Source organism: Pseudomonas sp. IPO3778 (assembly GCF_013386825.1).
Classification (GTDB): Bacteria; Pseudomonadota; Gammaproteobacteria; order Pseudomonadales; family Pseudomonadaceae; genus Aquipseudomonas.
Window position 1 is genome coordinate 110,135 of record NZ_JACARC010000037.1, and the last position, 14,816, is coordinate 124,950.

Sequence of the window (14,816 nt, forward strand, 5' to 3'; positions counted from 1 at the left end):
CCGCCGTCGAGGACCACATGGACGACTCCAACAACAAGCCGCCGACGTTCTGGCAAATGCTCCACAGCGTCATGGCCGCCGCCTTCGGCGTGCAGAGCGGCAAGAATCGCGCCCGCGACTTTACCCACGGCAAGCCCAGTCACTTTGTGGTGCTGGGCATTCTGTTCACCGCCGTCTTTGCCTTGACCCTGTTTGGCATCGTCAAGCTGGTGCTGCACCTGGCGGGCGTTTGAGCCCGGTCAATGCATCAGTAATTGCAGGCTGAACGGGTAACGGTACGTCGCCGGTTTGCCCTGGGCAGACAGCCCGCGAAAATCAACCCCATTGCCCTCGCGCCCGTGCAGTTGCAAAAGGCGCGCGGCGTGTGACGGGTCAATCAACCGAAAGAGTTCGAGGGTGCGCTCGCGCCCGCCATGCTGCGCCATGTCCAGCCCCAGGGCATCGTCATGCAGCACCACCATCGCCCACCCGCCGAGGGTAAAGTGCCCGGCCACCAGCACACTCAGGCGGCCCTCAAGGCGCGCCTGCAACGCTTCGGGCGAAGAGTTGACCGCGCTGAACAACACGTCCTTGCCCGGCGTGCGCCCGCTGTCTTTGAGGGCGTCCATCGCCCCCAGGGCCATTTCATCATTGGCCGACCACACCAGTGCTGTCTGCGGGTAACGCTTGAACAGCTGCGTGGCCTGGTCGAAGGCGCGCTGGCGGCTCCACTCGCCATACACCAACTGGCGCAGGCGCACCTGCGGATGATCCGCCAGGGCGCGCCGCAAGCCTTGCTCGCGCTGTTGGGCCGCCGGTGTGGTCTTGGCGCCGGAGAACGCGATCAGGTCGAGGGTTTCGCCCGGGGCGACCGGGCCATGCAGGCGCACCAGTTGCGCGAGCATCAAGTACCCCGCCTCTTCGTCGTCGGCCACCAGGCTGCCGATCCAGTTGGGGTACTTGCCTGCGCCGAGCAGTTGGGTCTGGTCGGCCGTCAGGGCGTTATTGACGATCAGCAGCTTGACCCCACTGCCCTCGGACAGGCGCAGTATCTGCGGGGCGATGTATTGTTCGTTGACCAGCACCAGGTAGTCCGGGCGCTCACTGCCCTGCAATGCCTCCCGGGCCTGGGCAAGGGTCGTCTCGGGGTTGCGCTCGGAATAGCGCACACGCAAATCCAGGCCGACGTCCCTGGCGGCGGCCTGCATGAATTGCGCGTAGCTGACCCAGAAGGTCTCGGTCGAATTGCCAGGGTTGAGAAACACCACCGACGTCGCCTGGGCCACGGCCCAGAACGGCATGCTCAGCACCAGCAAGCACTTGCAGAGAACCTTCAACATCGTCGCCTGAGCCCTTCGGAATGACCGCCCATGATAATGGCTGTAACCCGGTCAAACCCGATTAATTGCCGGCTGTCCGACAATCCGGCTCGGGGAACCCCCATTTATTGATGGCTGACCCAGAACACGGCAGTGGAAACCACCAGGATAATCAAGAACAAAATGGCCCAGGCATCGACACTGCTGTCACTTTTGCGGGCTTTGGTCGGATTGCTCATAGCATCGCCTCTTGTCGGTTTTATAGGTGATTGCATAAAGACACGAGCACAGTAAAGTTCATGATTGCCCGCATGACAAATGTGGGTATCACGATAACCGTTCTCATTAGGCGATTTGGTTATTTGCATATACTCAAACATCACTTTTGCGCATAAACGCAAACTGGTATCGTGCGCCGGCTCCGTTGGGAGTGCGCGGCCGTGCGCGCAGATTTGCCGAGAACAGGACCTATATGTACGTATACGACGAATACGATCAGCGCATCATCGAGGACCGCGTCAAGCAGTTCCGTGATCAGACCCGACGCTATCTGGCAGGCGAACTGAGCGAAGAAGAGTTCCGCCCTCTGCGCCTGCAAAATGGCCTTTATGTTCAGCGCTTTGCGCCGATGCTGCGGGTTGCCGTGCCTTATGGCCAACTGACTTCCCGTCAGACGCGCATGATGGCCAAGATTGCCCGCGACTTCGACAAGGGCTACGCCCACATCAGTACCCGCCAGAACGTCCAGTTCAACTGGCCGGCCCTGGAAGACGTGCCGGACATCCTGGCTGAATTGGCCACCGTGCAGATGCACGCCATTCAGACCAGCGGTAACTGCCTGCGCAACGTGACCACCGACCAATTCGCCGGCGTTGCCGCTGACGAACTGATCGACCCGCGCCCGTGGTGTGAAATCGTCCGTCAATGGACCACCTTCCACCCGGAATTCGCCTACCTGCCACGCAAGTTCAAGATCGCCATCAATGGCTCGACCTCGGACCGCGCTGCCATCGAAGTGCACGATATCGGCCTGGAGCCGGTGCACAACGCGGCGGGCGAGCTGGGCTTCCGGGTTCTTGTCGGCGGTGGCCTTGGCCGTACGCCGGTGGTCGGTGCGTTCATCAACGAATTCCTGCCGTGGCAGGACCTGTTGAGCTACCTCGATGCCATCCTGCGGGTGTACAACCGCTATGGCCGTCGTGACAACAAATACAAGGCCCGGATCAAGATCCTGGTGAAAGCGCTGACCCCTGAGGTGTTCGCCCAGAAAGTCGACGCCGAGATGGAACACCTGCGCGGTGGCCAGACCACCCTGACCGACGCCGAAGTGCACCGCGTCGCCAAGCATTTCGTCGACCCCGACTACAAGGCCCTGAGCAATCAGGACGCCGAGTTGGCCGAACTCGATGCGCAGCACCCGGGCTTCGCCCGCTGGCGCACCCGCAACACCCTGGCCCACAAAAAGCCTGGCTACGTGGCCGTGACCCTGTCTCTGAAACCCACCGGTGTTGCGCCGGGTGATATCACCGACAAGCAACTGGACGGCGTCGCCGACCTGGCCGAGCGTTACAGCTTCGGCCAACTGCGCACCTCCCACGAGCAGAACATCATCCTCGCCGACGTTGAACAGTCTCAGTTGTTCACCCTGTGGGGCGAGCTGCGCGAGCAGGGTTTTGCCACGCCGAACATCGGCCTGCTGACCGACATCATCTGCTGCCCCGGCGGCGACTTCTGCTCCCTGGCCAACGCCAAGTCGATCCCGATTGCCGAATCCATCCAGCGCCGTTTCGACGACCTGGACTACCTGTTCGACATCGGCGAGCTGGACCTGAACATCTCCGGCTGCATGAACGCCTGTGGTCACCACCACGTCGGCCACATCGGCATCCTGGGCGTGGACAAGAAAGGCGAAGAATTCTACCAAGTGTCCCTGGGTGGCAGCGCCAGCCGCGATGCGAGCCTGGGCAAGATCCTCGGCCCGTCCTTCGCCCAGGAAGCCATGCCTGACGTGATCGGCAAGCTGATCGACGTGTACGTTGAACAGCGCACCGAAGATGAGCGTTTCATCGACACCTACCAGCGCATCGGCATTGACCTGTTCAAGGAGCGCGTCTATGCAGCGAATCATTAAGAACAACGAAGTCCTCGACGAAACCTGGCACCTGCTGCCCAAGGACGCGAGCTTCGATGGCATTTCCAACTGCGACGACCTGATCGTGCCGCTGGCCCTGTGGCGCGAGCACGCTCACGCCCTCAAGGCCCGCGACGGCGGCCTGGGCGTGTGGCTGGACGCCGATGAAGAGGCCGAAGAGATCGGTGATGACGTGGAACATTTCCAGGTCATCGCCCTGAACTTCCCGGCCTTCACCGACGGTCGCAACTACTCCAACGCCCGCCTGCTGCGTGACCGTTACGGTTACAAGGGCGAGCTGCGGGCGATTGGCGACGTGCTGCGGGACCAATTGTTCTACCTGCGCCGCTGCGGGTTCGATGCCTTCGCCTTGCGCGCCGACAAAGACCCGTATGAAGCGCTGGAAAGCCTCAAGGATTTCTCGGTGACCTACCAGGCTGCAACGGATGAACCGTTGCCGCTGTTCCGCCGCCGGTAACCGCTGGAAGCCGTCTGAATACCCCTCATTGAGGGGTATTTTTTTGCCCGGGTTTTCTATTCGCTTTCCAGGCTGAGCGTGACCAGCGCATCGTCGTTGAGGTCGGCGGCGAACTTGCCCATCAGGCGCACCAGGTGATCAATATCCTGCTGCTCCCAGTTGGCGAAGATCGCCATACCCATGCGGGTCCGTGCCTCATCCACTCGATCCGTCATCGCCTTGCCCTCTGGGGTGATCACCGATTCGCGCACCCGGCGGTCCTTGGCGCTTTCCTGGCGATCAATCAACCCAAGGCTTTCCAGCTTCGCCACTTGCCGGCTGACCGTGGTGTAGTCGCGCCCCACCCGATCGGCCAACTCCACAACGCCGATCGGTCCCAAGCGCTCTACCAACACCAGCAACGGAAACAGTGCCCGATCGAGGGCTATCCCGGCCTCGCGGACCATCACCTCGTCGCGCTGGGGCCGGTTCATGGCGCCGACAATTTCAATCAGCGCCCCGTGAAGCTCGCGAATCTGACGACCAATAGGTGTATTTTGCACGCTTTCTGTTGACACGGATTTTTCCTTGCTCAAATATATGTGCATATTACATATAAAGGCGATCCAGATGAAACAGCAATGCGCAGTCGACGTTCTGATTTGTGGTGCGGGTGCAGCCGGTTTGACCCTGGCAATCGAGCTGGCGCGACGGAGGGTGTCCTTCCGGCTGATCGAGAAAGCGCCCTCGCCGTTCCATGGCTCACGGGGCAAGGGCATTCAACCCCGGACCCAGGAAATCTTTGAAGACCTCGGCATTCTCGACCGCATCATCGCCGCGGGCGACGTCTACCCGCCCGAGCGGCGATACAACGCAGACGGCAGCCACACAGACGCCAAGGTGGTCGAGCAGTCCGAGCCGACGCCAGCGGAGCCCTATCAGCAGCCCTTGATGCTGGCGCAATTCCTGACCGAAGGGCTGATGCGCGACCGCCTGCTGGAACTGGGGCACCGCCCGGAGTTTGGCTGCGAGCTGGTGGGCTTCGATCAGGACAGCCAGGGCGTGACCGCACATCTGGCCAGCCATGACGGCGAACACACCCTTCACGCGCGTTGGCTCGTTGGCGCAGACGGTGGCCGCAGTGTGGTACGGCGCACGCTGGATATCGGATTTCCCGGGCAAACCCTCGGCGTTCGCGCCATCGTGGCCGACGTTGCAATGACCGGCCTGTCACGGGACTGCTGGCACCGGTTCAGCAATGAGTGCATGACAACGCAGATCGCAATCTGCCCATTGGCGGGGACCGAGCTGTTTCAGATACAGGCGCCGATTCCACTGGACGCAGACGTTGACCTCAGTGCTGAAGGGCTCATGACCATGGTGGCGCAGCGCACAGGTCGGCAGGACATTCACATCCAGTCCGTCTCCTGGGCGTCGGCCTACACGATGAATGCGCGGCTCGCCGACCGCTATCGCGTCGGGCAGGTGTTTCTCATCGGGGACGCCGCGCACATTCACCCGCCAACCGGGGGCCAGGGCCTCAATACCAGCGTGCAGGATGCCTACAACCTGGGCTGGAAGCTGGCAGCGGTCATTGCCGGTGCGCCCGACGCATTGCTCGACACCTATGAGGAAGAGAGACGCCCGGTGGCTGCGTCGATGCTCGGCCTGTCGACCAAGCTGCTGGACGGGATGAAAAACGGCGACATGCGCCGTGGCCGCGAGGTGCACCAACTCGATATCGGTTACCCCCACTCCACGCTCGCGCTGCAACGTCCCGGACGTGAGGGCGGCGTGGTCGCCGGCGACCGGGCGCCCGATGCAAGGGTCCGGGACGCCGCGGGTCATTCATCCCGGCTGTTCACCCTGTTCCAGGGCGCGCATTGGACGCTGCTGGGCTACGAGGTGGAACGCCAGTCACTGAAACCGGCGCCCGGGCTGCATATCCATCGCTTCGGCCCGGGTGGCGACCTGGTGGATGATCAACGACAGTTCAACGAAGCCTACAACCTCACACGCGGCGACTGGGTGCTGATACGCCCGGATGGCTACATCGGTGCGATCGTCAGGCATGACGACGTTGCGACGCTGAGCAACTACCTCGCCCACGTGGGACTCAGTGCGCAGACGCTATAAGCGTCCACGACCTTTAACGTTCAGGCAGTTGGCTGCAAGGCCAACTGCACCGCGCCATCCACACTCAACCCGCTGATCAGCACCTGCGGCGCACATGCCTCAGGCAGCGTCTGCAACACGTCCTGAGCTTCATGCCGCACCCGGGCCAGCACCAGGCACTTGCCCTCCCCTTGCACCTGCACGAAAAACGCCTGCAACGCCTCGACACTGGTACCGTCCAGGTCCGGCGATTCTTCCAGGCTCAGCACCACCGTGTGCACCGGCGACGCCACGCGCCGCATCAGGTGCAACACCGCCCCCAGCACCCGCTCGGCATTCGCGAAAAACAACGCCTCGCTGGGCCGCACGATCAGCACGCCCGGAATCTGCTCGGCGCCTGGGTGACGTTGCAGGTCGACAAAGTCGTGCCCGCCATCAATACGCCCCAGCTCACGAACGTCCGCCGACGACATCTGCCGCAGCATCAACACCACGCTGATCCCCACCGCCACCAACAGGCCATCCAGCACCCCAAGTACCAGCACCGCAGCAACCGCGCAGATCACCAGCAACCGGTCGCGGCGCCAGGAGAAATAGCGCCCCAGAGGTTGCAGGCTCAGGCCCCGGCCCAAGGCATAGATAACGATGGCGGCAAGCACCGGCTCCGGCGTCAGCGCCACCCACGGCAGCACGGTCAGGACGATCAGCAACACCACCCCGGCGGCCACGGCACCCGCCAGTCGGGAGTTGGCGCCCGCCGCCTCATTGGCCGACGTGGCCGAATAACCCGCACCGGCGGGCATGCCCTGAAACAGCCCGGACAGCAGGTTGGCCGCCCCCAGCGCCAGCAGGTCGCGGTTGGATGACACGCGGTCGCCATGCTTGAGGGCGAATGAGCTGATGGAGCCGTAGGACTCGGCGTAAAGAATCATCACCATGGCAAACGCCAACTCTCCCAGGCGCAGCCAGTCGGCAAATGGCAACACCGGCAGGTGCGTCAATTCCAGGCGCAGGTCGATCACGCCGATCAACGCCACGCCGTGGGCCTGCAAATCCAGCCACTGGCCGGCGGCAATCCCGAGCACCACTACCAGCAAGCCGCCCGGCAGGCGCCTGAACCGCGCACACAGCCAAAGCAGCAGCAAGGCGACGCCCGCGACGGCAGCAGCCGCCCAGTTCCAGCGAGGCAGTTGCTCCAGAAGCTGAGGCAGGAAGCGAATCAGGTTGTTGTCGGTCAGGTGCACGCCCACCACGCTGGCCAGTTGCTTGAGGATGATGGTCAACGCCAGGCCAAAGGCAAAACCACGCAATACCGGCTTGGCGATAAACGAAGTCAGGCCGCCCAGTTTGAGCAGCCCGGCCAGCAGGAAAAACGCCCCGGTCACCAGTACCAGGCCCATCGCCAGGCTTAGCCGCAGCGCCGGATCGTCACCCGCCAGGGTCGACGTAGCGGCCGCCAGTACCGCTGCCGAGGACGACGTGGCAGAGACAATCGCAAAACGGCTGGTACCAAACAGGCCGTAACACAGCAACCCGGCGAACAAGGCGATAACGCCCGCCTGGGGCGGCAGCGCCGCGATGCTGGAATAGGCCACGGCCTCGGGCAGTAACAAACCGGCAATGGACAGCCCGGCCAATAAATCCTGAACGCGGTTCTGTCGGGTTTCAGTTGTCAATCTGGCCGACCCACCCTGGCAGGTAGCGGGCTTCCTGGCTGCGCGCCAGGGTCATGGCCTTGCCCATCAACTTGGGGCTGAGGTCGTTCATCAGGTCGCTGCCGATCCGGCTGCGGAAAAAGTCGGCCCAGAGAAACTCGCTGAAGGGCGTCGCGTCCTTGGCATACCCTCCGGCGGTGCGCAGCAGGCCCGCGAGGCTGCGGTAGGGATCGTCCTGCAAATCAGTAATCCGTCGCGGAATCGCATCGTAGGAGCGGCGAATGCCCCGTGCGTCGTAAGGGTGCACCCATTGGTTGAAGGTCATTACATTCCAGAACGTGGTGCGTTCCACAAACGACAGATCCTTGAGCACCAGCAACGACACACTCTTGACCCCTTCCTGCAATAACGCCAGGCCGAAGTGATGATGGTCGGTGATGTAGTAACGTTCGTCCGGCCCCACCACACAAGGAAACCAATGCTGGTCGAGGGCGGCGGCGCGCTCTTTGCGCTTGAGTTTTTTCCAGGCCTCGCGCTTGGTCGCAACTTCGGCGAGGCCGACCGTCAATTGGGTGGGGTGGAGTTTTTCCAGCTTGCCGGTGATCAACTGCGGGCGGGCGCGAGCCATGAATAACCTCCAGGTAAGAATTCGACGTGCCCTGTCAGACACCCGCGACAAGCTTAGCCGCGATTGCCCGCCTGGCGTTGATACTTATCAGCCCCCGGCGTGTTGCAGGCACAAAAAAAGGCCGACTCCCGTGGTGGCGAGCCGGCCTTTTTCAGCGTAACCCGAGGATCAGGACATCAGCGAATAAACCAGCGCGGTAATCGCCACCAGGCCAACGGCGGTGACAAACACGTTGGACGCCTGGCCACGGTACTTGGCCATCGCCGGTACCTTGCGGATCGCGTACATCGGCATCAGGAACAGGATTGACGCAATGATCGGCCCGCCCAGGGTTTCGATCATGCCCAGGATGCTCGGGTTGAGGGTGGCAACGATCCAGCACACCACCAGCATGAACGCGGCCGTCATGCGGTCCAGGGTCTTGGCTGCCGGGCGACGGCCGCTTTTCAGCACCAGCCCCTTGAGGCCTTCACTGGCACCGATGTAGTGGCCCAGGAACGACTTGGCAATCGCGACAAACGCGATCAGCGGCGCGGCAAATGCGATGGTCGGGTTGCTGAAGTGGTTGGCCAGGTACGACAGGATCGACAGGTTCTGCGCCTTGGCTTCGGCCAATTGCGCCGGCGACAGGGTCAACACGCAGCTGAACACGAAGAACAGCACCATCACCACCATCAGGAGGTGCGCCCGGGACAGGATCTGCGAGCTGCGCTCCTCGGCGTGTTCGCCGTACTGGCGCTTCTGGTCCACCGCAAAGGCCGAGATGATCGGCGAGTGGTTGAACGAGAACACCATCACCGGAATCGCCAGCCACAGGGTGTGCAGCAGCGCCGAAGGAGCCGGCACGGTGCTGGCGGTGCTGAGGATGCCGCCGTTCCAGTGCGGCACCAGGTACACGGCGAGGAACAGCAAGGCGACGATAAACGGATACACCATCAGGCTCATGGCCTTGACGATCACCTGCTCGCCGCAACGCACCACGGCCAGCAGGCCGAGGATCAGCACCAGCGACAGAATCGCCCGGGGCGGCGGCGCGATGTGCAGTTGATGCTCCATGAAGCTGCCGACGGTGTTGGTCAGCGCCACGCTGTAGATCAGCAGGATCGGGAAGATCGCGAAGAAGTACAGCAAGGTGATCGCCGCACCGGCCTTGAGGCCGAAATGCTCTTCGACCACGTCGGTGATGTCGGAGCCTTCACGGCCCGAGAGCACAAACCGGGTCAGGCCACGGTGGGCAAAAAACGTCATCGGGAACGCCAGCGCCGCGAGAATCACCAGCGGCCAGAAACCGCCGAGGCCCGCGTTGATCGGCAGGAACAAGGTGCCGGCGCCGATGGCCGTACCGAACAGGCCGAGCATCCAGGTGGTGTCCTGGCGGCTCCAGCTTGTGAGGGTTGCAGGTGTCGTTGCGTAGCGTTCGTCGACGCTATTGGCCTGATCATTCATCCGTTCGGATCTCCGCAGTCACTCAGTCGGGACGAGTCAGAAAAACCTGACAGGCAGCGCCCCGACCGAAACAGGGGCGCGATTGTCCGGGATTCGCTTGAATAAGCAAAGACTTAGCTGAGGAGCGGTGCTGCCGTGCAGGCGATTGGAAGGGATGGGCGGAGGGTGTTTTTTACATTTCAAAAGAAATCTATTTTATAAATTCCCATCGTCATGTATTTTAAATCCACGCCTCCCACTGGAATACCCGCCATGCCCATCGTACGCATCGACCTTAGAAAAAACCCCGACGTCACCTACGCCAAACGCGTTGGCGTGCTGATCTACAACGCCATGCACACGGCCATCGGCGTGCCGGAGCATGACAACTTCCAGATCCTCACCGAGCACGATGAACACCACTTCATCTATGACCCCGAGTACCTGGGCATCCAGCGTACCGACAACCTGGTGATCATCCAGATCACCCTGAATGAAGGCCGCAGCACCGAGCAGAAGAAGCTGCTGTACAAGACCATCGCCGAAAGCCTGAACCGAGAACTGGCGGTACGCCTGGAAGATGTGTTTATCAGCCTGGTGGAGGTCAAGAAAGAAAACTGGTCGTTCGGCAACGGGATTGCGCAGTACGCCAGCTAAACGTTTTATGATGCCGCCTGCCCCCGTCTCAACCTGACCCTGAGAGCCTTCGATGCCACGCGTGTCCCGCAAACAAGCCGAACTCAACCGCGAGATTATCGTCGAGGCGGCCACGCGGCTGTTTCGTGAGCGGGGTATCCACGGCATCAGCGTGTCGGACGTGATGGCGGCTGCCGGCCTCACCCATGGTGGTTTCTACGGGCACTTCGAGTCCCGCGAGGCGCTGGCCACGGAAGCCTGCAACCGGGCGTTCGAACAGTCGAGCCTGCGTTGGCAAGCCAAGGTCGAGCAATGCCCTGACCCCGAGACCGCGCGCCTGGCGTTGATCGATCCGTACCTGTCGGCCACCAATCGTGACAACCCCGGCGACAGTTGCCCGGTGGCAGCCTTTGCCGGGGAAATGTGCCACGAGGCCACCGACAGCGCGTTGCAACGGAGCTTTATCCAGGGCTTTGAAAAATCCATGGGAATCCTGGGCACGACCCAGGCCACCGGCACCCCCGAAGGTGATCGACAGGCCGCCATTGCCCAGTACGCGATGATGGTCGGTGCCATAACCCTGGCCCGTGCGACCAAAGGCAACAGCCTGTCCGACGAATTCCTGGAAGCGGCCAGAAAGCTTCTGATCCCGGAAAAAAACCTCGGCTGACACGTTGACAGCCAAACGCCAGCGCCCACATGATCGACCAATGGACCTTATTCAGCTCGCCCTCACCCTTACCACCACCACGACCGCTTATGGCGGGTCGTGTGGTAGCTGTGAGTGGCGCGCAAACTAAGCCGCCCCGGTTTACCCAAGGCCCCGCCAGCAATGGACGGGGCCTTTTTATTGCTCCGCCCATCTGGCAACGACAAGGAGCAGTACCATGCCAGACATCAAGCGCCTCGCCCTGCTGGTCATCGACATGCAGACCGGCCTGTACGACGGCCCCGAAAAGCCCTACGAGCGCCAGCGCGTACTCGACACCATCAATCTGTTGATCCAGCGCGCCCGACACGCTGGCGTGCCGATTTTCGCGGCGCGCCACACCGGTCCGGCAGGCTCCCCCATCGAGGTAGGCAGCCCGCTCTGGCAGCTATGGCCGGCGCTGGAAGTCGATGAAGCACGCGACACGGTGTTCGATAAAACCCGGCCCAGCTGTTTTCTCGGTACGGCGCTGGGGCAGCTTTTAGGGGCCGCACAGGTGAATGAACTGGTGATCGTCGGGAAGAAAACCCAGTACTGCATCGACACCACCTGCCGGGTCGCCGTCGAACTGGGGTTTTCAGTGGTGCTGCCGGAGGATGGCCATACGTGCATGGACACTGCGACGCTGTCGGCCAAGGCGATTATTGAACATCACAATGCGACCTTGGCCGGGGCATTTGTGAAGCGTGTGACGGCGGCAGATATCTGCTTTTAACGTCACACTCTGAAGCGCCCGCCGGAGCACCAATGCCCGGCGGACGTCGGTATTTTCTTCTACACGCAAGGGATTCATTCTCACAAAATGTCGCATACTGAAGCCATCAAACCCTTCAGGAAGAGCCCTCGCATGCCCGTCACCGTTCTGGTCCTGGTTGAAACCATCAACGACTACCTGCCGATTATCGAAGGCAATGGCTTTCACGTGATCCTCGCGCCCACTCCGGCCGAACGCGCCAAGGCGATCAAGGCCCACGGCGGGCAGATTCAGGCGGTGCTGACCCGCGGCCCGCTGGGCCTGTACGCCGAGGAAATCGCCGCGCTGCCGGTGCTGGAGATCATCTGCGTGATCGGCGCCGGTTATGAACACGTGGACCTGCAAGCCGCCAGCAATCGGGGCATTGTGGTGACCAATGGCGCCGGCGTGAATGCGCCGTCGGTGGCCGACCACGCCATGGCCCTGTTGCTGTCGCTGGTGCGTGATATTCCCCGGGCCGACGCAGCAGTACGGCGCAGCGAATGGCCTAAGATGATGCGCCCTTCCCTGGCCGGCAAACAGCTGGGCATTCTCGGGTTGGGCGCCGTAGGCCTGGAGATCGCCAAGCGTGCAGCCCTGGGTTTTGGCATGGAGGTGAGTTATCACAACCGCCAGCCCCGCGACGACGTGGACTACACCTACTGCGCCACCGCGGTGGAACTGGCACGGGCCTCGGACTTCCTGATCCTGGCCACGCCGGGCGGTGCCACCACCCGGCACTTGATCGACCGCCAGGCCCTGGACGCCCTCGGGCCCAACGGGTTCCTGGTCAACATCGGCCGCGGCAGCGTGGTGGTCACGGCCGACCTGATTAACGCCCTCGAGCAGCGGCGCATCGGGGGTGCGGCGCTGGATGTGTTCGACGACGAACCCCAGGTGCCCGACGCCTTCAAGCACCTCAGCAATACCGTGCTCACGCCCCATGTCGCCGGGCTGTCACCGGAGGCGGCCCATGACACTGTGCAGCGTGTGGCGGACAACTTGCTGGAATACTTTGCCGGCCGGCCCGTGCTGACCCCGGTGGCCCTGCCACCCCGAAAATAGTAGCCATTAGCCAGCAATCATCCAAAACCTGACTACACTGCTGTCGGGGATGCTCAGGGCGCCGGTGCTGGACCGGCGAAGGAACGCAGGATGATTTGCCATGGACCCGGCCCGGAGCGCCAACGCGGCGCGATAGGACTGATGGGCGCGATGACCCTTGGGATTGCGCTGTTGTTCCTGTTGCTGGTGGTCGACAGCGGCCGGCTGTACCTGGAAAAGCGCAAGCTGCAACGCGTGGCCGACACCGCAGCGCTCGAGGTGGTGACTCGCGGCGGCGCTTGCATCACGCCGAATACCAACGCCGCACAATTCGCCATACAAAGCGCGGCCCGCAATGACTTCCCGATCGACAACAACCGTACCCTCAGCACCGCCTGCGGCACCCTGGTGACCGGGGCTGACTTCATGCGTGCCTTCAGCCCCAACCCCTCCAAGGCCGATGCGATTCAGGTGATCGCCACTCATCGCGTGGCCACCAGCATTGCCAACGCCCTCTTCATGTTGTTCTCCCCGGGAGCGTTCGACCCGACGATCCAATTGCGCGCCGTGGCCGTGGCCGCAGTGCCCGCGCCACCGGTGGCCGTGCTGACCATCCGCAGCACGCTATTGACCGTGGACAGCACCAAATCCGCAGCACTCAATGCGCTGATCGGCGGACTGCTGGGGGGCAAGTTGCAGCTCGATGCAGTGGGCTGGAAGGGTTTGATCGATACCGATATCAGCCTGCTCAGTTACCTGGACGCATTGGCGATTCAGCTGAAGGTCAACGCCGGCAACTACGACGAACTGCTCAAGACCGACGCCAGCGTCGGCGATTTGATCCAGGCCGCGATTGATGTACTCAAGCTGGGGGGCGATGCGGTCAAGGTGGTGATCAATAACCTGGAGGCAATCAAGCTGATTGCCCCCGGCACGAAGATCCTGCACCTGGGCGACCTGCTGACCATCCAGAACGGCACCGACAAGAGCGCCCTGGACGTCAACCTGCAACTGTTCAATCTGATTCAGGGGTTTGTGCAACTGTCGAACAAGTACAACGCCGTGGCGGTGGAGCTGCCGGTGGATGTGCTGGGACTGCTGAACATCACGGTCAAGACCAAGGTGATTGAACCGGCGCAGGTCTCCGCCATTGGCAACCCGAAGCTGATCGCCACCCAGCCGATTTACGTCAGGACCGCGCAAGTCAGGACGTTGATCTCCGTCAAACTGCCGGTAATCGACGGACTGAACGGAATTATCAGCGTCATAACAGGGCTGGTGGGTGGCTTGTTGGGCGGATTCCTGGACCCGGCCATCGGCTCGCAAATTGATGTTGCCCTGGAGGCTGCCAGCGGCAGCAGCAGCGTCACCGGCTACAGCTGTACGAGCGCGGCGGACAAATCGTTGTCCGTTGTGGGCACCACCTCTGCCGTGCGGTTGATGGTGGGCCAGATCGATCCGAAGAACCTGTTTTCCTCCACTGAACCACTGAAGGTCAACGAATTTGCGCTGCTGGACCTGGGCGAAAAAACCTGCAGCAAGGGTGTGTGTGACCGGGAACCGTATGCCGTCGGCGGTATCAGCCTGAAGATCGACAGCAGCGTGGCCAAGACCACCCGAAACCATACCTACCTGTCGCCACCTGAAGTCGCAAGCCCGCCGGATTACTTCAGTTTCAGTTCCAACAACGTCGTGGGCAGCCTGAGCAATACCCTCAACGGTATCCAGCTGATCAACCACCCCCCGACTAAAGGCGGGCTTCTGGGGTTGGTGCTGAGCCTGGTCGTGGGGCTGTTAACGACCGTGCTCAACCTCGTCAGCACCACGATCTCCGGTCTGCTCAGCCCACTCCTCGACCCGCTGGTCAACAACCTACTCGCCGGACTGGGGGTGGACCTGGCAAAAGTCGAGATCGGTGCCAACCTGTCCTGCAACCCCAGCGGGCGTGCAATTCTGGTGATCTGAGCACATCAGGCCCGCTGATC

The 14,816-nt window shown here is 62.1% G+C and carries 14 protein-coding genes; 9 read left to right on the plus strand and 5 right to left on the minus strand.

Annotated features, from left to right (window positions below):
- Positions 1–17 precede the first annotated feature (17 nt).
- A complete protein-coding gene (locus HX855_RS18865; protein ID WP_177088140.1) occupies positions 18–233 on the plus strand; it encodes a DUF2970 domain-containing protein in 216 nt (71 codons plus the stop codon).
- Between the two features lie 6 nt (positions 234–239).
- On the opposite strand, the gene HX855_RS18870 is transcribed toward HX855_RS18865, so the two are convergent.
- A complete protein-coding gene (locus tag HX855_RS18870) occupies positions 240–1,319 on the minus strand; it encodes an ABC transporter substrate-binding protein (RefSeq protein WP_177088148.1) in 1,080 nt (359 codons plus the stop codon).
- Between the two features lie 451 nt (positions 1,320–1,770).
- Between HX855_RS18870 and HX855_RS18875 the strand changes: the two genes are divergently transcribed.
- Together HX855_RS18875 and HX855_RS18880 are read left to right on the plus strand one after the other, a co-directional pair.
- Positions 1,771–3,429: a nitrite/sulfite reductase gene (locus HX855_RS18875; protein ID WP_177048435.1), complete on the plus strand. Its 1,659-nt coding sequence runs from the start codon at positions 1,771–1,773 to the stop codon at positions 3,427–3,429.
- Positions 3,413–3,907, plus strand: coding sequence for a DUF934 domain-containing protein (locus HX855_RS18880; RefSeq protein ID WP_003210798.1), 495 nt, complete (start codon positions 3,413–3,415; stop codon positions 3,905–3,907). Before HX855_RS18875 ends, HX855_RS18880 begins: the two co-directional genes overlap by 17 nt.
- A 56-nt stretch (positions 3,908–3,963) precedes the next feature.
- Here the strand turns inward: HX855_RS18880 and HX855_RS18885 are convergent, their stop codons facing one another.
- Complete coding sequence (locus HX855_RS18885; protein ID WP_309139809.1) at positions 3,964–4,464, minus strand: MarR family transcriptional regulator; 501 nt, start codon at positions 4,462–4,464, stop codon at positions 3,964–3,966.
- A gap of 22 nt (positions 4,465–4,486) precedes the next feature.
- Here HX855_RS18885 and HX855_RS18890 point away from each other — a divergent pair, with 22 nt between their 5' ends.
- A complete protein-coding gene (locus HX855_RS18890) occupies positions 4,487–6,022 on the plus strand; it encodes an FAD-dependent oxidoreductase (protein WP_256353049.1) in 1,536 nt (511 codons plus the stop codon).
- A 20-nt stretch (positions 6,023–6,042) separates the two neighbouring features.
- Here the strand turns inward: HX855_RS18890 and HX855_RS18895 are convergent, their stop codons facing one another.
- The 3 genes from HX855_RS18895 to HX855_RS18905 all read right to left on the minus strand — a co-directional run bounded on the left by HX855_RS18895 (position 6,043) and on the right by HX855_RS18905 (position 9,730).
- Complete coding sequence (locus HX855_RS18895) at positions 6,043–7,677, minus strand: SulP family inorganic anion transporter (RefSeq protein ID WP_177088158.1); 1,635 nt, start codon at positions 7,675–7,677, stop codon at positions 6,043–6,045.
- The gene (locus tag HX855_RS18900; protein ID WP_177088160.1) at positions 7,667–8,284 is read right to left on the minus strand and encodes a ParB-like protein; all 618 of its coding nucleotides are present in this window, start codon (positions 8,282–8,284) and stop codon (positions 7,667–7,669) included. The genes HX855_RS18895 and HX855_RS18900 overlap by 11 nt, the downstream gene beginning before the upstream one ends.
- A 168-nt stretch (positions 8,285–8,452) precedes the next feature.
- The gene (locus HX855_RS18905) at positions 8,453–9,730 is read right to left on the minus strand and encodes a serine/threonine transporter (protein WP_177088162.1); all 1,278 of its coding nucleotides are present in this window, start codon (positions 9,728–9,730) and stop codon (positions 8,453–8,455) included.
- Positions 9,731–9,982: 252 nt separating this feature from the next.
- On the opposite strand from HX855_RS18905, the gene HX855_RS18910 reads away from it, so the two are divergent.
- The 5 genes from HX855_RS18910 to HX855_RS18930 all read left to right on the plus strand — a co-directional run bounded on the left by HX855_RS18910 (position 9,983) and on the right by HX855_RS18930 (position 14,796).
- Positions 9,983–10,366 carry a tautomerase family protein gene (locus HX855_RS18910; RefSeq protein WP_003210790.1) on the plus strand — a complete coding sequence of 128 codons (384 nt, stop codon included), beginning with the start codon at positions 9,983–9,985 and terminating at the stop codon, positions 10,364–10,366.
- A gap of 52 nt (positions 10,367–10,418) precedes the next feature.
- Positions 10,419–11,015 carry a TetR/AcrR family transcriptional regulator gene (locus HX855_RS18915; protein WP_177088164.1) on the plus strand — a complete coding sequence of 199 codons (597 nt, stop codon included), beginning with the start codon at positions 10,419–10,421 and terminating at the stop codon, positions 11,013–11,015.
- Between the two features lie 217 nt (positions 11,016–11,232).
- Entirely contained in the window at positions 11,233–11,769 is a 537-nt protein-coding gene (locus HX855_RS18920; RefSeq protein WP_177088166.1) for a cysteine hydrolase family protein, read from the plus strand.
- Positions 11,770–11,901: 132 nt separating this feature from the next.
- Entirely contained in the window at positions 11,902–12,852 is a 951-nt protein-coding gene (locus HX855_RS18925; RefSeq protein ID WP_177088168.1) for a 2-hydroxyacid dehydrogenase, read from the plus strand.
- Between the two features lie 90 nt (positions 12,853–12,942).
- Positions 12,943–14,796 carry a pilus assembly protein TadG-related protein gene (locus HX855_RS18930; protein ID WP_177088169.1) on the plus strand — a complete coding sequence of 618 codons (1,854 nt, stop codon included), beginning with the start codon at positions 12,943–12,945 and terminating at the stop codon, positions 14,794–14,796.
- The last annotated feature ends 20 nt before the right edge of the window (positions 14,797–14,816 follow it).